We start from the raw sequence: 16,812 nt of genomic DNA, 5'->3' as shown, positions 1-16,812 counted from the left end.
AGCGACGTGTTCGATTACATCGAGATGTTCTACAACCCGAAACGCCGACACGGAACGATCGGAGGCGTCTCTCCGGTAGAGTTCGAAAGGCAGGCAGGGCTTTCAGGCAACTAGGTGTCCACGAAAGCCGGGGCGATTCAGTTCGCCTACTACTCGCACAGCCTCCGCATGGCGATCTTCTTCCTGCTGGCGGGTTTCTTCGCCAGCATGGTGGTCGGAAAGCGCGGGCTTCGTTCCTTCCTCAAGGATCGTGCCATCCGCATCGCGCTGGCCTTCGTTGTCGCGCTCTATCCGATGAAGCTGCTCCTCAACGGCTTGTGGATCATCGGCGGCAGGCACGCCGGCTGGCTGGAACCCTCGCCCGAGGCTGCGGCGATGCCGTGGTGGGACGTTGCCTTGGAGGGGGCAAGGGGAGAGCGATGGCCCGAAATCGGACTGACGCACCTGTGGTTCCTCTACTACGTGCTTCTCATCACCGTGCCTTTCCTGATGCTTCGCGCCGCGGTCGCACTGCTGCTCTCGAACGACAGCCCCGTGCGCACGACAATGCACGGGATTTTTCGTCGGTTGGCCGGCAGCTGGCTGGCGCCGCTGGTTCTGGCGGTCCTGGTGATGCCGATGATCGGATCGATGGCGGGCCCGACGATCGACACGCCCGACCGGACCTTCGCCTGGCACCTGCCAGTGCTCGCCCTCTACGGGCTGTTCTTCGCCTTCGGTTGGATGCTCCACCGCCACGTCGATCTTCTCGCCGTGTTCGGGAGACGGTGGAAGGCATTCCTGCCACTCAGCCTGATCGTCGCTCTGGTCGCGATCGCAGGCGTGGGCCTTCGCCTCTCGGGGAGCCCGTGGGCGTTGGATAACGCGGACATGCTGCGCTGGGGCACCGCCTTTGGTACGGGGATGACCATGAGCCTGGCCGTGCTCGGCTGGCTCGGCCTGTTCGTCACGGTCTTCGGCCGCCCCCGGGCGTGGGTGCGCTATCTCGCCGATTCGGCGTATTGGATCTACATCGTGCACCTGCCGCTGGTGGTGGCGCTGCAGATCGCTCTCGCGCCCTGGTCCGCGGCGTGGTGGTTCAAATGGCTGCTCGTCAACCTGATGGCGTTCCCGCTGTTGATCGCCAGCTATCACCTCTTGGTGCGGCGAACCTGGATCGGTGTCTGGCTCGGCGGCAAGGCGTCTTCCCCCGTGATCCGCGCACCAGCCTGATGGCCCATTCCCCCGCGTCCCATGGAAGCCCCGCTGCGCGACGTCGTGGCCAGCGCTGGCGACAAGTCGTTGGCGATACTCGACATGGTGCAGGCTCCCGGGCCCGGCCAAGGTGACCCGCACGGCGCTGCAGAACGCCGCGTCGATCGCCGGCCTGATGATCACGACCGAAGCGATGGTCGCCGAAGCCCCGAAGAAGGACGCTCCGGCTCCGGGCGGCGGCGGTGGCATGGGCGGCATGGGCGACATGGATTTCTGATCCAGCGCGCCAAGCGGTACTGCGTCAAACGAAGCCCGGCCTTGTACCGGGCTTTGTGCTTTTTTGCCTCCCGCTGCTTCGCCTTCGACGCTGTTTCGCCGCTGACGGTCCGGGGGGCTGCGTTACAATCCGGCCGGCCAAAAAGGAGGCAATACAGCGTGCGACGTACCGAAAAGGACCTGCGGATCGCGGTGCTCATCCCCTGCCGCGACGAAGCTGCGGCCATCGCTCGTGTCGTCGCCGATTTCCGTGCTTACCTGCCGGATGCCGAGGTGCATGTGTTTGACAACGGGTCGCGAGACGATTCCTGCGCATTGGCGAAGGCCGCTGGCGCTCAGGTGCACCGCGTCGTGTTGGTCGGCAAGGGCAACGTGGTGCGCCGCGCATTCGCCGACATCGAGGCGGACGTGTACGTGATGGTCGATGGTGACGACACATACGAAGCGGCCGCGGCGCCGTCCATGGTCGCGAGGCTGCTGGACGAAGAGCTGGATATGCTGGTCGGCAAGCGGGTTGGAAACGAGGCGGCGGCCTATCGCCGTGGCCACCGGTTCGGCAACCGCATGCTGACCGAGACGCTGGCGATGCTGTTTGGACGCAGCTTCGATGACCTCTTGTCCGGGTACCGCGTCTTCTCGCGACGCTATGTCAAGTCGTTCCCGGCACACGCGCACGGTTTCGAGATTGAGACCGAGCTGGCTGTTCATGCCCTCCAGCTTCGGATGCCGGTGGGTGAAGTGCCGACGCGCTACGGAGCACGTGGAGACGGATCGGCCAGCAAGCTCCGTACCTACCGAGACGGCTGGCGCATCCTCGGCACCCTCGTCGGACTCTTCAAGACTGAGCGGCCGCTGCGCTTCTTCGGCATCGGCGGCGTCGCCTGCGCGGTGCTGGCCTTGGTGCTTTCGGTTCCGCTGTTCGCCACCTGGTGGTCAACCGGGCTGGTGCCGCGTTTCCCAACCGCTGTTCTCTGCGCAGCATTGTTCCTGCTGGGCGCTTTGCTTGGTGTCTGCGGCCTCTTGCTTGACACGGTCACGCGTGGCCGTGTCGAGGCCAAGCGTCTGGCCTACCTCGCCTTGCCTGGCCCCGGTGTCTTGCAGTCGCATGCGGGCAAGGGAGATTCCCTGCATGGCTGAAGCCACATCAATAGTGCGCGGCTGGCTCTCGCGAAACTTCGCTTTCGACACTCGCGCCAACGTCGTGCGAGCCTGTGTGGTGGCTTGCGCGCTTGCCGCCATGGTTTCGCTGCTGCTCGGACAGGACGCGAACGCGGATCTGCGCAATTACCATCTGTACAACGGTTGGGCGGCCCTGTACTCGCGGCTTTCGATCGATCTTGCTCCGGCGCAGATGCAGAGCTATTTCGTGCCTTGGCTGGACGTGGGCTACTACCTGGTGGCGGTGAAGGGCTCGGCAATGCTGGCCGGGATAGTGTTGGGCGCCTGGCACGGCCTGGTCTTCGCTGCGGTGGCGGCGGTGGCTTGGCAGGTGCTCGAAGGCGACCAACGCCGTAGCCGGCTGGTACCGATGCTCGCGTTCGCCGGGTGCTGTAGCGCCGTTTTTCTGGCCGAGCTTGGCAACACGATGGGCGACAACACCACGGCGCCACTGGTGCTGGCGGCGGTGGCGCTGACGATACGTGCGGTCAAGTCGCAATCATCGGCGACGTTGCACTGGCTGGTGGCGGGCTTGCTGCTTGGCTTGGCGCTCGGATTGAAACTGACCAATGCCATCTACGCCCTGGGGCTAGGCGTTGCCGTGCTTACCGGTCGCCCGGGCTGGAGGCGCCGCTTCGCCGATGCAACGCTGCTGACGGTGGTGACAACCATCGTGTTCGGTGTCGTCGCCGGCCCATGGTTCTTTCAGGTATGGAGCCAGTTCGGCAATCCGCTGTTTCCGCAGTTCAACACCTGGTTCCAGGCCCCCTTGGCGCAGCCGATCGGCGTGGCTGATCTGCGCTGGCTGCCCGATGGCGTACTGCAGGCCGTGCTTTGGCCGATCTGGATCACGCTCAATCCGCGCGAGATCAGCGAAAGCGCGATGCCGCAATTGGCGTGGGCCGCGCTTTACCTGCTGGGCATCGCGGCCGCCTTCATCGCCTTGATGCGCCGATTCGGCCCTGGGCGCTCGCAGCCAAGCGCGCCGGTCGGCTTCGCCATTGCTGAGCGGATGCTGCTGGTTTTCGTCGCGGTTTCTTTTCTGGCGTGGATGTGGATGTTCAGCATTCACCGTTACCTCGCGGCATTGGAAGCGTTGGCACCGCTAGCCATCTGGCTGTTGGCGCTGCGGGTGTTTCCCGCGGCATCTGCGAGGCAGTGGGGCGCACGAATCGTGACGGCATGTGTGTTCGTTGCCGTGCTTGGTTGGAATACGTGGGGGAACAACGGTTGGGACCGCCATGGTTTCTTCGTGGAAACTCCGCCGATGCGCGGGCCTGAGCGCGCCACAGTGCTGCTCGTCGGCGGCTATCCACAGGCGTGGCGCGTACCCTTCCTGCCGGCGAAGGCGACCTATGCCTCGGTGGGGACGAACTTCCCTGCGTCGCCCGCCTATTCGCTACGTGTGAACGAAACAATCGCCGAGCGCGGTGGAGAGATCTTTGCGATGTTCCCCGCTGAAGAGTCGCGGTTTAGCGCGCGGCTCGTGAAGATCAATCGGTGGGCGAAAAGGCTGGGCTTGACCAGCGGCGACTGTGGGGTGCTCGGTCGCTTTGCCAAGCCCGGGCGATTCGAGTTGCGTGCTGCCGTCGGCGACGTTCCCTGCCAACTGGTGCTTGCCGCTGCGGCTGAGGAGGCGCGCGAACGCGGCAACCAGGCGCTGATTCACAACGCCAGTGAGCTGCTGCGCGCCCACGGATTGAGCTTGCGCCCCGGTAGCTGCGCGGTGCTCGATTCGCGTATCGGCGATGAGGGGTATCCATTTCGCTGGTGCGAGGTGGAGCGAAGCCCCTGAAGGTGTGGAGAGCAAAGCCTGGATAACGTCGTGCCTTGAAGGATGTGATCCGCGGCAGGCCGATCAGGTCCGAGAGAGTGGCATTCTCATCGATGGTGCTGAAGCCGAGGCCGTCCATGCGCGCATAGCGACGCTCAGTGGACGCCGCTCGCGTAAACTGAGGCCCAGCCTCCCGCTCAACCTTCCCCATGTCGGCCTGTGTCCACTGCGGTACCGTCGCCGCGACCGTCGCGCTGGCGCTTGATCGTCGCGCATTGATCCGCTGCACCGGCTGCCACCTCGTCCGCCTCGATCCGGTGCCGACGCCCGCGGAGCTCAGCGCCGTCTACGACAGCGGTCACTACTACACGACCGAACCGCCGTCGCTGCGTTCGGGCCTCGCGGCGCGCCTGCAGGACCTCGTTCTGAGGACCTTCTGGAACTATCCCGAAGCCCTCTCGCCGCTGGTGCGCGCGGTCGCGTCGATCGTTCTGCGTCCGCTGCGCGCGCGCTTCCTGCCGGTCCCTTTCCCCGGCGATGCGCCGGTGCTCGACATCGGCTGCGGCAATGGGCAACGCCTGCTCGAACTCGAACGCTATGGCTGCTCGGCGCTGTTCGGCCTGGAGCCGACCGTCGGCGCCGCCGAGCAGGCGCGACGCGCGACGCGCGCGGACATCCGCACCGCCTTTCTCGACGACGCTGGGCTGCCGCGCGGGCATTTCGGCCTCGTCATCCTCAACCAGGTGCTCGAGCACGTTCCGTCGCCGAAGGACACGCTGGCGTCGATCCACGCGCACCTTCGCCCTGGCGGCACGCTGTACCTGACGGTGCCGAACTTCGACTCCGCCGAGGCGGGCTTCTTCGGGCCGTCCTGGTCCGGCCTGCAGATTCCCGAGCATCTCCACCACTTCACCGAGTCGTCGCTGCGGCCGATTGTGGAAGCGGCCGGGTTCCGCATCACGTTGTGGCGCACGGACAGCGTCTGGTCGGTGACGAGGATGAGCCTCAAGACGTGGAAGCAGTCCGCCCCCAAGGGCTGGCGTGCGCTTCTCGCCGCGCTGCCGCCCCTCGCCTGGCTGCCGCTGACCGTTGCCGCGGATCTTGTCGGGCGCGGCCAGATGCTGCGGATCGTGGCGACGCGGATCGATGGTTGATCGCGCTCGCTTCGGACGAATGATCGTCCTCGCGTTCCTGTGCGCGGCCACGCTGTGCGCGGCCGCGCCGGCGGAGAACGCGCTGACGACGCTCAAGGCTGATCCGATTCCTGTCGTGGCCAAGCCGGCGACGAAGGCGACCGGGCTGGACGCGCCGAGCTACATCGACCCGGTGTACGGCACCCGGGTGTTCAAGGCGACCGACGCCAGCGACCTCGCCGGCGCGACGCACGTGCGCCACAACTACAGTCGCCGGCAGGCCTTCAATGCCGACAACAGCCGCTACCTCGGCGCGGCCAGCAACGGCTATTGGGTGCTGTACGACGGCGGCACGTTCGGCATGCTGGCGCGCAGCGGCGAGGGCGGTGCACTTCGCGGTCTGGCGGGCGACGCCGAGCCGATCTGGCACCCGACCGACCCCCGCATCCTGTTCTACAACCAAGGCATGGCCTGGTACGCCAAGGACGTCGAGACCGATCGGGACACGCTGATGGCCGATTTCCGCGGCCGGCTGCCGTGGCCCGGGGCGACGCAGGTGTGGACGAAGTCGGAAGGCACCGCGTCGGCCGACGGCCGCTACTGGGCGTTCATGGCCACCTCCTACAACGACGCCACGAAGGCCAACACGATCCACGGCCTGGTCACGTACGACCGCGAGGAAGATCGCATCGTCGGCACGCTGGATGCCTCGGCCTTCGGCGGGGCGTTTCCCGACCACATCAGCATCAGTCCGAGCGGCCGCTGGGCCGTGCCCTCGTGGGCCTTCAACAAGGCGCTCGGCACGCGGGCCTACCCGCTCGACTTCTCCCGCTCGCGCCAGCTGCACGTGATGAGCGAGCACAGCGACCTGACGTTCGGCCCCGGGGGCGAAGACCTGTATGTCTTCACCGACTACGAGGCCGGTGCGATCCGGGCGATGGACATCGCCACCGGGAGGGCCTTCGACCTGCTGCCGCTCTATCCCCGCAGCGGTGCCGGCTATGCCGCGCACCTCTCCGGCCAGGCCTTCGACCGACCCGGCTGGGTCGTCATCAGCACCTACGCCGACTCGGCCGAGTACGGCAGGGTCGTGCCTGACGCCACCCTGGAGCCGATGCACCGTAAGGTCATGCTGCTCGAACTCAAGCCGGGCGGGCGGAAGCTCTCGGTGGCGCACACCCGAGCCGCCGCGAACTTCGGCGGCTACTTCGGCGAGCCCCAGGCCACGATCAGCCGCGACGGTTCACGCATCCTGTTCGTGACCAATTTCGACGATGGCGGCCCGCCGAGCAGCTACATGGTCCTCGTTCCTGCCGGGGTATACCGCTAGGTCACGGAACGGGCGCTTGAACGCTGGCGCCGTGCTTCTGGAACAGGTCTCATAGCCGTCCCCCGCGCCGGATCGATGCCGGCCCGCCCCCCACGCTGAAGAATGGACGCCCTCCCGATGAAGAAGACCCCCCTCGCCCTTGCCCTCCTTCTGTCGTCGCCCTGGGCGCTGGCCCAGAACGCCGCCGACGCCGCGGCCCTGCCTCTTGGCATGGGTGCCGGCGTGCGTGGCGAGATCACGACCGCCAACCGCATCAACTACAGCGACGGCAGCCGCAGCATCGTCTATGCCATCGACCTCGACGCCGGCCAGGCGGTGAGCTTCGAGGCCAGCGGCGCGCTGTGCGCCCGGCTGTTCGTGATGCGCGAAGGCGACGCGGTGGCCGGCCCCACCCAGAGCCAATGCGGTGAAGCGCCCGCGGGTGTCCGGCTGACGATGCTGGCGAGCGAGAAAGGGCGCTACGAGGTGGCGGTGAGCGGCAGCGGCCCCCGCGCCTTTGGCCCGTTCCGTCTCGACGCCAAGCCGCTGCAGGTCCATCGCGGCGAGGGCCCGTTGCGTCCCGGTGCCGACATCGCCGACCTGATCGGCCGTGACGGCAAGAGCTACCGACTCGAGATCCGGCAAGCCGGCTACTACCAGATCGAGATGCGTTCCAGCGAGTTCGATTCCGCGCTGGAGTTGCAAGGGAATGGCGTTTCGATCAGCGACGACGACGGCGGTGGCGGCCTGAACGCGCGCCTGAACGCGCCGCTGGAAGCCGGCACCTACACCCTGCGCGCGAAATCGGTGGACGAGGCGACGGGCCTGTTCCAGCTGGCCGTGGGGATGGGAGAGCTGCCGGATGGCGTGCGTCTGCGCAACAGCGGTGCGCTGGCCCTCGACGGCAGCGTCGTGCACGGCGCCCTGACCGGCAGCCCGCGCGAGTACCAGCTGCGGGTGAGGCAGCCGGGGCGCGTCATCATCGAACTCGGCAGCGAGTCCTTCGACACCCAGCTGGAGCTGCGCGGCAACGACGTTTCGCTCAGCGACGACGACGGTGGCGGCAACGGCACCGACTCGCGGATTGCCGCCATGCTGCAGCCGGGGACGTACACCGTGGTCGCCCGTGCGCTGAACGAGGGTTCGAACGGCCTGTTCCGGTTGTCCGCCACCCAAACCGCCCTGCCCGCGGGCACCGAGCTGCGCAGCGGCGGCACCCTGACGCTGGATGCGCCGGTCACCGGGATGAGCGCCGGCGAGGCCCACGGCTACCAGCTGACCATCACCGAAGCGGGGACGCTGGTCGTCGACATGCGCAGCGAAGACTTCGACACGATGCTGGAGCTGCGTCGCAACGGAAGCGTGGTGGCCGAAGATGACGACGGCGGCGATGGCGGCGGCACCAATGCGCGCCTTTCGGTCGACGTGCAGCCGGGGACGTACACCGTGATGGCGAAGGCGTACGAAGGCGGCAGCGGTGGGCTCTACGAGCTGCGTGCGCGGATGGGACTCGAATGACGCGTTGTTCGACCCGGCCGGTCCTGTTGCTGCCGTTGCTGCTCGCGCTGGCACCCATGGCGGCGGCGTCGGTCCCTGCACTCGAGGGGGCGAGCACCGTCGCCTTCGAGCACACCAGCGATCCCCATTTCGTCCAGCTCGGCGATGGGCGTGCGCTGACGGTGATCTATGCCGAGGGTGATTGGGAGAAGACCGAGGATTGGGCGGAAGGCCGCTCGCTGATCCTGGGTTTCGACCCGGAGCGTGGCACCGTGCTCGCCGATCCACGGAGTGGCCTCGTGCTGCCGGTGGTCGACGACCTCGGCGCGCAGCATCCGATCGATGTCGCCAACGACGCCTGCCAGCAGGACGACAGCAGCACCCTCGGGATCAGCAGCTGCCTTGCAGAAGCCACGGCGCGCTGGGACCGCCAGCTCAACCTCAACTACCAGCGCCTCCTCGGTCGCCTTGATGCGGAGCAGCAGGCGCCAGTGAAAGCGGCGCAGCGCGCGTGGCTGGCCTGGCGCGACGCGCAGTTCGCGGCGATTTCCGCGACCTACCAGCGCGAAGGGACGATATGGGGCCTGGTCAGCGCGGGCCGTCGACTCGATCTCGTCCGTGAGCAGGCGGTCCGGCTCGGCCAACTCGCCGCGGATTGATGCCGCATCCGCTGGCTTTGGGATACGTCGCGCCCGTTCCGCCGCAGGGTGCCTGCGTTATTCCGGCTCGTCGCGGCGCAGCGGCGCGGACAGCGGCGCGCGCAGCAAAAAGCGCGCGCCCTCGCCGGGCGTCGATTCCACGGTCAATCGCCCGCCGAGCACGGTGGCGGCCAATTGCCGGCTGATCGAAAGGCCGAGGCCCGAGCCCTCTTCGTCGCCACGGGTGGTGAAGTAGGGTTCGAAGATGCGCGCGAGGACTTCCGGCGCGATACCCACGCCGTTGTCGATGACCTCGAGTTCGAAGCCGGTGCTTGAGCGGCGCCCGTCGATGGCGATGCGCCCGTCGGTGCGGTCGGCGAAGCCGTGGAGGACGGCGTTCTGCAGCAGGTTGGTGATGATCTGGCCCAGCGGCCCCGGGTAGCCCTGCAGTTCGATGCCGGGCTCGATGCGGGTCTCCACGAGCATCCGGCGGTGGCCCTTGGAGGCTTTGAACGTGCGCACGAGGTCGGCGATGCACTCGTCGAGCATGAAGGCACGGCGCCGCCCCGAGGCCTGGTCGACCGACACGCGCTTGAAGCTCTGCACGAGGTCGCGCGCGCGGTCGAGCGAGCGCATCAGCAGCGCGGAGTGGTCGCGGGCGTCGGTGACGAAGGCCTCGAGCTCGCTTTTCCGCAGCGTTCCCGCGGTCATCTTGGCGCCGAGTTCCGTGGCCGCGTCCTCGAGCGCCGAAGCCACGACCACCGCGTTGCTGATCGGCGTGGCGAGCTCGTGGGTGACGCCGGAAACCGCGCTTCCGAGGGTGGCGAGGCGTTCGCTGCGCACGAGCTCGCGCGAGGCGCGTTCAATGCGGTCCACCGCCGCTTCGAGCTCGGCGTTGCTGGCTTCGAGCTCGGCCGTGCGCCGCTGCACCGCGCGCTCCAGATCGGCGTTGTGTGCGGCCAGGGCATCCAGCAGGAAGTTCAGCGCCCAGGACGCCGTCATGCCGACGAAGGTGGCGAAGGCGAGGATCAGCACCACGACGGGCGCCGTGCGCATCGCCAGCTCCGCCTCGGCCGGCGAAGGCGGCCTCGGCAGGAAGTCGTTGGCCGTCGCCAGGGCGAGGAACCCGGCAGAGGCCGCCGCCAGCACGCCGGTCAGCAGCGTGGCGCGTGGCCGCGCCACGAGGCCGATGGCCACCACGCTGGCCGGAAGGATCAGCATCGACACGTCGTGCATCCCGTACCCACTCCAAGCCAGAACGAGGGGCATGCCCACCAGCACGGCGGCGGCGATGGCGACGGCGGGCCCGGTCCGGCCCCGATGGGCCAGCCATAGGCCGAGCGACCCGAGCAGGACGGCGACCGCGGTCGTCGCGACGACCACGCCCGAGTAGTGGAAGATCCCCATGCAGATCAGCGAGCCGAGCGTGATCGAGGCGTGGATCCCCAGGACCGTGCGCTGGCGGAAGAAGCGGATGGGCCCGAGAAAGGTTTCCCCGGCGGTGTGGTCGACCAAGGGCATGCTCCGTCCAGTACGGACCCCTGAAGTGTAATCGGCGCCGGCCCGCCATGGCGGACCCCGGTCGGCCGCGATGCGACAATCCCGGAACCGAAGACCACCCCCGGAAGGCCATGCGTACGTTCGTCCTGCGCGCCCGTGCCGCACCCACCGACAGCGCCAAGCTGCTGGCCGGCGTGGGTGGCGAAGCGCACTCCGAGATCCTCGCCCACGTGCTGATGAACGCGATCTTCGTCGCGCAATCGCATCGCGATGATGTCGTGGTGTACCTCGTGCTCGAAAGCACATCGGACTACTCGCGGACGGTCCGCTTCGAGCCGCGCGCCATGCATGAGCTGGGCGGCTTCGACGAGCGCGCCCTGCTCGGCAAGGTGGCGAAGGCGTTGGACGCCTCGCGGGGCATGGGCAAGGAGGAGACGCGGCCAGTCGAGTCCGGCGTCACGGTGCAGACGATCAGCTTCGAACGGCTCGTGCAGCAGCTCGGCGCCGACCACAGGCTCTTCGTCCTCGACCGCAAGGGCACGCCGATCGGCGAGCAGGCCTTTGGCGGCAACCCCTGCTTCCTGCTCACCGACCACATCCCGATGCCGAAGAAGACCTTCGGCAGCCTCGAGCGGCTCGGCGCGACGAAGCTGTCGCTGGGCTCGCGGATGCTGTTCGCCTCGCAGTGCGTGGTGCTGATCCACCACGCGCTCGACCAGCGCTGAGCCCCAAACGAAGAACCCCGCGGCAAGCCGCGGGGTTCCGGGTGCAGCGATGGCGCTGGGATCAGCCGCTGAAGCCGACCGTCAGCAGGAACTTGTCTTCCGACAGGTCGGGGCCGAAGTTGTCCTCACCCTCGCTGTCGGTGCCCACGTAGCTCAGCGCCACGGTGGCCGGGCCGAACGCGCGGCTCACGCCGACGCTGAAGTCGATGAAGTTCTCCAGCGGGCCCTGGTCGATCACGGTGACGCCGGCGCCCGCATTGAAGGTGTAGTGCTCGGCGAAATCCCAGCTGCCGCCGAGGTTGTAGTAGTAGCTGTCGACGTCGGCGTTGAAGTAGTCGTTGGTGTAGCCGAAGGTGAACGTGTAGTTCTCCGCGAAGCCCAGCTTGGAGATCAGCTCGTTGTAGGCGTAATCGGTGCCGTTCGGCTCGTTGAGGTAGTTGTAGCGGACGACCTGCACGTCGAGGCTGGTGGTGTCCGACAGGTCGCCGGCCCAGCCGACGAAGGTGTCGATCTCGGCGTCCGTGCTGCCATCGCCGAAGTCGACGTTCGAGGCCCAGGCGCCGACGTACAGACCGTTCTCGAAGCCGTAGCCGGCGCCGAGCTGCAGCGCGGGCTGGTCGTCGTTCTGGTCGATGCCGCGGTAGAGGTAGTCGGACGCCAGGGTGGCGTTCCAGTTGAAGCCTTCAGCGGCAGCGGCGCCGGGGAGGGCGGCGAGGAGCAGGGCGGCAATCAGGGTCTTGCGGGTCATGGGAGGCGATTCCTTCTCTTGGGCTCGTCGAATGCGGCCGGGGCGGGGCCCGGCGGGTTAGGGGCAAGAGTGGCTAAGCGTAAACGCTTTGCCATCAAGCCTTCACTTTCTAGAGCTTGGGCACGAATCCGTCGACCCGCTATCGGGCGGGTGCCCCCGGGAGGTAGCGGTCGAAGCAGGCGGCCACCACCCGGAGCAGCAGCCGGCCCCGGTCGGTGACCCGCACGCGGTGGTCGCGGCAGGCCACCAGCCCGTCGGCTTCCAGCGCGGCGAGGCGCGGCCGGGCTTCCTCGAGGACGGCCAGGGTTTCCGCGCCGGTCCGCCGGCTGAGGGCGTCGAAATCCACCTCGCCCTGGCACATCAGGTCCTGGATCAGGGTGGCGCGGAGCTGGTCGTCGTCGTCCAGCACCAGGCCGCGCCACACCGGCAGCCGGCCGGCGTCGACGGCGGCCTCCCACAGGCCGAGTTCGCGCGGGTTCTGCGCGTAGGCGTCGGCGATGCGGGAGATGGCGCTGGCCCCGAAACCGACGAGGTCGGTGTCGGCGTGCGTGGTGTAGCCCATGAAGTTGCGGTGCAGGCCGCCCTTGCGTTGCGCGACGGCGAGTTCGTCGAAGGGCAGGGCAAAGTGGTCCATGCCGATGTAGACGTACCCGGCGGCGGTCAGGCGCTCGATGGCGAGGCCGAGCAGGGCGATCTTCCCGGCGGGGCTCGGCAGGTCGGCGGCATCGATGCGCTTCTGCGGCCGGAACATCTGCGGCAGATGCGCGTAGCTGTAGACGGCCACGCGGTCGGGGCGCAATTCCACGACCTTCTCCAGCGTCGCGCGGAAACCGTCGAGCGTCTGCTTCGGCAGGCCGTAGATCAGGTCGACGTTGATCGAGCGCATGCCGGCGGCGCGCGCGGCCTCGAGCACGTCGCGCGTGGCTTCGAAAGGCTGCACGCGGTTCACCGCCACCTGCACGTCGGGATCGAAATCCTGGATGCCGAAGCTGGCGCGGTTGAAGCCGATGTCGCGCAGCATCGCCATTGCCGCCGGCGTGGTGCTGCGTGGATCGATTTCGATCGACAGGTCGCTGTGCTGCTCGTCCGTGAAGCGGAAGGCCTGGCGCAGGTGCCCCACCAGCCCGGCGAGCGTCGTTTCGTCGAGGAAGTTCGGGGTGCCACCACCGAAGTGGAGCTGCACCACTTCGCGGTCGTCGTCGAACAGCGGGGCGATGCGGTCGATCTCGCGGCGCAGGCGCTCCGCGTAGGCCGGCCCGCGGGCGGTGTCGCGGGTGACGATGCGCGTGCAGCCGCAGTAGAAGCAGGGGCTCAGGCAGAAGGGGACGTGCACGTACAGCGACAGCGGCCGGGGGATCAGCGCGTCGTTGCTGCGGGTGATGGCGGCCCGCAGCGCCGACTCGCCGAAAGCGGCATCGAAGTGCGGGGCCGTCGGATACGAGGTGTAGCGCGGCCCTGGCGTGTCGTGCCGGGCCAGCAGGTCGGGGTCGAAGCGGGGGCGGCCGGTGGTCATGGCGCCACGGTAGGCGCGGTGCGCGGACCGGGCCTTGACCCGGATCAAGCCACGCACGCGAGGGTGGACCGTGCGGGACGCCACGATTTCACGGCGGGGTCATGGAACGCGGTGGAATGCCGGCGCATGCTGCGGCGATGGCGACACGATCCCAGGGGCAATGGTGGCGGCGGATGGCGGGCCTGGCGGCCCTGCTTTGCACGGCTGGCGTGCTCGCGGCGGCCGCTCCCCCGGAGCAGCGTTTCGCCACGTCGGAGTTCCTGCCCTACATCGACCGCACGGCGCCGGAAGGGGGCTACTACCCGGCGTTGGTGACACGGGTGCTCGCGCACCATGGCGAGCGTGCGGTGTTCGTCGACCGCCCTTGGGCCCGTGCCCATGAGGAAACGCGGGCGGGGCGCTTCGATGGCAGCTTCCCCTACCTGCGCAGCCCCGCGCGCGAGCGCGAGTTCCTGTTCTCCGACCCGCTGCTCGAGGTGCCCTCGCTGCTGTTCGTCCGCCGCGACACGCTTGCCGGGGGCGGCGATGTCGAGCGCAACCGGCACATGCAGTCGGCGCGCCGCACCTGCTACCTGCGCGATTCGCTGATGCCCACGCCCCTCGAGGCGCGTGTCGCGGCGGGCGGGCTGGAGGTGTTGCGCGTCGACGACATGGCGCAGTGCTTCCGCATGCTCGAGGCCGGTCGGGTCGATGTCGTTGCCGCCGGGGCCTACAACGGCCGCAGCACCCTGCGACGGCTGCACGGCGCCGGGGGCCCGATCGCCGCCGTCGGCGGCGCCATCGATGTCTCGACCCTGCACCTCGTCTGGCCGCGCCGTGATCCCCGCGCCGAGGCGAGGCGTCTAGCCTTCAACGCCTCGCTCGCCGAGCTCAGGCGCTCCGGTGTCGTCGCCGACCTGCAGGCGCGACTCCTCCTGCAAGCGGAGTAACACTGCAGCGCGGATAATCCGCCGCATGACGCCCCCCGACGAACTTCACCGGCACCACGCGCGATGGCTGCAGCGCCGACGGCGCCTGCGCCGCCTGCTGCGGCCGCTGCCGCGCCGCGCCAACCTCACGCGCTACCCGGTGCTGAAGTGGTTCGCCGAGCACGCCCGCCGTGCGGCATTCCTGTGGTCGTTCAAGCGCGCCAACGTGATGCCGTCCCTCTACGTGGGCTCGGTGCTGGCTTTCCTGCCGGTCTATGGCCTGCAGATCCTGTTCGGCTTCGGCCTTGCGCTGGGCCTGCGCGGCAACCTGACGTTGATGGTGGCGCTGCAGATGATCACCAACCCGCTGACCATCGTCCCGATCTACGGATTCACCGCGTGGGTGGGCCTGGGCGCGATGGCCCTCGCCGGCGTCGGCGCCGGTTGGCCCGACGCCTTGCGCTACACCAACGCGCTGTTCGTCGGCGGGGTGATCGTGGGCCTGGCCTTCGCGCTGCTCGCCGACCTCACCTGGCGCCTGCTGGCCTGGGAGGCGCGGGTGTTCCGCCAGCGGCTCGACGCGCTGCGTCGGCATCGAGGCGCAGTACCGGATAGCGACTGAATTCGCTGTCGAAGTACGGCGTGCGCTCGTAGAAGAAGCGCAGCCGCTGGCGCGGATCGGCGGCAAACGCGGCGTCGGCCGCGAGCTTGGCCTCGAAGGCCGCCTTCAGCGCGCGGTCCTTCGCCATCATCTCGCGGGCCATGGCTTCCATCACGCGCGGTTCCGCGTATTCCTTCTCTTCGAAGATCGCGTCGAAGAAGCCCCAACGCAGGAAGCTGTCGGGCGAGGCCGGTTCGAGCAGCAGCGCGGCGAGGCGCGCCTTCGGTTGGTCCATCGGCACCAGCCAGCTGCCCGCGGGGACGGCCTGCTCGCCGGTCTCGAGGGTCTGTTCCAGCTCGGCGATGGCGTGCCGCCCTTCGAACGGGCGCGGCGCCCACGCCACCTTGCCGAAGCGGTAGCGGCCGGCCTCGACGGTGGTGGCCGCCTCGATGCGCGTCATCGCGACGCCGTGCATCCGCAGCCGCTCGATCACCGCGGTCCACTGCGGGGGCACGACGTAGGCCGCGGGCGCCGGGGCTTCGGCCGTGACGGTGACGGCCCGTTGCACGGGCACGCGGATCGTCTCCGGCTTCGACGTTTCGTAGCGCACCCACGTGCCGCCCGAAACCTCGCTGTCAGTTCGCGAGTCGGCATAGCCGAGGAAGTCGATCGTCTCGGTGGTGTCGGCGAGGCCGAAGGCCAGCGGCACGCGGCGGTCACCGGTGAAGCGCGCCGCATCGGCCTGGGCATTCGCGGCCTGCAGGGCTTCGCCTTCCTTGCCGAGCATCCTCAGGATCTCGACCAGCAGGGCCTCGTTGACCGCCGCGCGGGTGCGGAAGTCCTTGAGCATGTGGGTTTCGACCAGCAGGCCGGGGCGATTCACGGCGGCGGCGTAGCCCACCGAGAAGCGCGGCCCCGAGGCCCCTTCGACGAGGCCGGCGCGGAGGTTCGTGCCGTCCTTCAGGCTGACGTAGAACGCCACCGGCCAGTCCTGCGCGGCGAGGGCGGGCTTCACCACGCCGTCGAAGGCGCGACGCTGCCAATCGGCGAGCGGGGCCTCGATGTTCTGCGCCGTCTCGAAGGCCCAGGTCATCGCGTACTGGTAGTCGGCGCCGTTGGTGTTGTGCAGGTCGATCAGCAGGTCGGGGTTCCACGCGTGCCACAGGCGCATCCACGCCTGCATTTCCGGCGCGTCGAGCTTGGTGTAGCCGCGATTGAGGTTGAGGTTCTGCGCGGTGGCGCGCCAGCCCATCGCCTCGGGGCCGTTCTGGTTGATGCGGTTGAACGGGCCGAAGCGCTCGTGCCCGTCGACATTGAAGATGGGCACCAGCACCAGCACGGACGCATCGACGAGGTCGGCGTACTTGCCGCCCACGGTGAGGTCGCGCACCAGGGCCATCAGCACGTCCTTGCCCTCGTGCTCGCCGGGATGGATGGCGGCCTGGATGAAGACCACCGGCTTGCCCGTCGCCTGCGCGGCCTGCGGCGTGGTCACGCCCTCCTTCGACACGATCACCGCGCGCATCGCGCGGCCCTGCGGCGTGGTGCCGAACTCAAGCATCGCGACCTGCGGGCTGGCCGCGTCGAGACGCTCGAAGTACGCCATCGTCTCGGCGTAGCGCGGTGTGCGCGTGAAGCCGCTGGCTTCCGCGGGCGTGGCCCAGCCATCGGCCGCGGCAAAGGCCGCGGGCGAGACGGCGAGGCACAGGGCGAATGCGAGGGCGTTCGCGCGCGGACGGACGAGGCGGTTCGACGTGGGCATGCGGTTCTCCGTGAGCAGGCGTCCGATGCTAGCGGAGCCGTGCCGCATGCAGCGAGCATTCAGCCTCCTCGCGACG

Annotated in this window: 15 protein-coding genes and 1 pseudogene; 12 read left to right on the top strand and 4 right to left on the bottom strand. The window is 68.5% G+C overall.

Annotated features, from left to right (window positions below; all coding sequences use genetic code 11):
* The 9 genes and pseudogenes from O9280_RS08400 to O9280_RS08360 all read left to right on the top strand — a co-directional run.
* On the top strand, positions 1 to 114 hold a 114-nt coding region (locus O9280_RS08400; protein ID WP_298341118.1), incomplete at its 5' end, for an IS3 family transposase.
* The gene (locus O9280_RS08395) at positions 115 to 1,212 is read left to right on the top strand and encodes an acyltransferase family protein (RefSeq protein ID WP_298341117.1); all 1,098 of its coding nucleotides are present in this window, start codon (positions 115 to 117) and stop codon (positions 1,210 to 1,212) included. It begins immediately after the preceding gene.
* 15 nt (positions 1,213 to 1,227) lie between these two features.
* A pseudogene (gene groEL, locus O9280_RS08390) lies at positions 1,228 to 1,471 on the top strand (chaperonin GroEL); the annotation flags it as partial.
* Between the two features lie 158 nt (positions 1,472 to 1,629).
* Positions 1,630 to 2,607: a glycosyltransferase family 2 protein gene (locus O9280_RS08385; RefSeq protein ID WP_298341115.1), complete on the top strand. Its 978-nt coding sequence runs from the start codon at positions 1,630 to 1,632 to the stop codon at positions 2,605 to 2,607.
* Positions 2,600 to 4,423: a hypothetical protein gene (locus O9280_RS08380; protein ID WP_298341113.1), complete on the top strand. Its 1,824-nt coding sequence runs from the start codon at positions 2,600 to 2,602 to the stop codon at positions 4,421 to 4,423. The genes O9280_RS08385 and O9280_RS08380 overlap by 8 nt, the downstream gene beginning before the upstream one ends.
* Before the next feature lie 188 nt (positions 4,424 to 4,611).
* Entirely contained in the window at positions 4,612 to 5,556 is a 945-nt protein-coding gene (locus O9280_RS08375) for a class I SAM-dependent methyltransferase (RefSeq protein ID WP_298341111.1), read from the top strand.
* 19 nt (positions 5,557 to 5,575) lie between these two features.
* The gene (locus tag O9280_RS08370) at positions 5,576 to 6,865 is read left to right on the top strand and encodes a hypothetical protein (protein ID WP_298341109.1); all 1,290 of its coding nucleotides are present in this window, start codon (positions 5,576 to 5,578) and stop codon (positions 6,863 to 6,865) included.
* A gap of 117 nt (positions 6,866 to 6,982) precedes the next feature.
* A complete protein-coding gene (locus tag O9280_RS08365) occupies positions 6,983 to 8,362 on the top strand; it encodes a pre-peptidase C-terminal domain-containing protein (RefSeq protein ID WP_298341107.1) in 1,380 nt (459 codons plus the stop codon).
* Positions 8,359 to 9,000, top strand: coding sequence for a lysozyme inhibitor LprI family protein (locus O9280_RS08360; RefSeq protein ID WP_298341105.1), 642 nt, complete (start codon positions 8,359 to 8,361; stop codon positions 8,998 to 9,000). Before O9280_RS08365 ends, O9280_RS08360 begins: the two co-directional genes overlap by 4 nt.
* Positions 9,001 to 9,057: 57 nt before the next feature.
* On the opposite strand, the gene O9280_RS08355 is transcribed toward O9280_RS08360, so the two are convergent.
* On the bottom strand, positions 9,058 to 10,500 hold the full coding sequence (locus O9280_RS08355; protein ID WP_298341103.1) for a HAMP domain-containing sensor histidine kinase: 1,443 nt from the start codon (positions 10,498 to 10,500) through the stop codon (positions 9,058 to 9,060).
* 110 nt (positions 10,501 to 10,610) lie between these two features.
* On the opposite strand from O9280_RS08355, the gene trmY reads away from it, so the two are divergent.
* Complete coding sequence (gene trmY / locus O9280_RS08350; protein ID WP_298341101.1) at positions 10,611 to 11,204, top strand: tRNA (pseudouridine(54)-N(1))-methyltransferase TrmY; 594 nt, start codon at positions 10,611 to 10,613, stop codon at positions 11,202 to 11,204.
* A gap of 61 nt (positions 11,205 to 11,265) precedes the next feature.
* Here the strand turns inward: trmY and O9280_RS08345 are convergent, their stop codons facing one another.
* Positions 11,266 to 11,952 (bottom strand): TorF family putative porin, encoded by a 687-nt coding sequence (locus O9280_RS08345; RefSeq protein WP_298341099.1) that lies wholly within the window; start codon positions 11,950 to 11,952, stop codon positions 11,266 to 11,268.
* 139 nt (positions 11,953 to 12,091) lie between these two features.
* On the bottom strand, positions 12,092 to 13,465 hold the full coding sequence (gene hemN, locus O9280_RS08340) for an oxygen-independent coproporphyrinogen III oxidase (protein WP_298341097.1): 1,374 nt from the start codon (positions 13,463 to 13,465) through the stop codon (positions 12,092 to 12,094).
* A 137-nt stretch (positions 13,466 to 13,602) separates the two neighbouring features.
* On the opposite strand from hemN, the gene O9280_RS08335 reads away from it, so the two are divergent.
* A complete protein-coding gene (locus O9280_RS08335; protein ID WP_298341095.1) occupies positions 13,603 to 14,394 on the top strand; it encodes an ABC transporter substrate-binding protein in 792 nt (263 codons plus the stop codon).
* 25 nt (positions 14,395 to 14,419) lie between these two features.
* Entirely contained in the window at positions 14,420 to 14,995 is a 576-nt protein-coding gene (locus O9280_RS08330; protein WP_298341093.1) for a DUF2062 domain-containing protein, read from the top strand.
* Here the strand turns inward: O9280_RS08330 and O9280_RS08325 are convergent.
* Positions 14,901 to 16,736: a M14 family metallopeptidase gene (locus O9280_RS08325; protein WP_298341091.1), complete on the bottom strand. Its 1,836-nt coding sequence runs from the start codon at positions 16,734 to 16,736 to the stop codon at positions 14,901 to 14,903. The two genes, O9280_RS08330 and O9280_RS08325, sit on opposite strands and share 95 nt — an antisense overlap.
* Positions 16,737 to 16,812: the final 76 nt, after the last annotated feature.

It is taken from the genome of Silanimonas sp., from assembly GCF_027531545.1.
In the GTDB taxonomy this organism is placed as follows: domain Bacteria; phylum Pseudomonadota; class Gammaproteobacteria; order Xanthomonadales; family Xanthomonadaceae; genus Silanimonas.
This window is presented reverse-complemented; position numbering and strand designations above follow the sequence as displayed.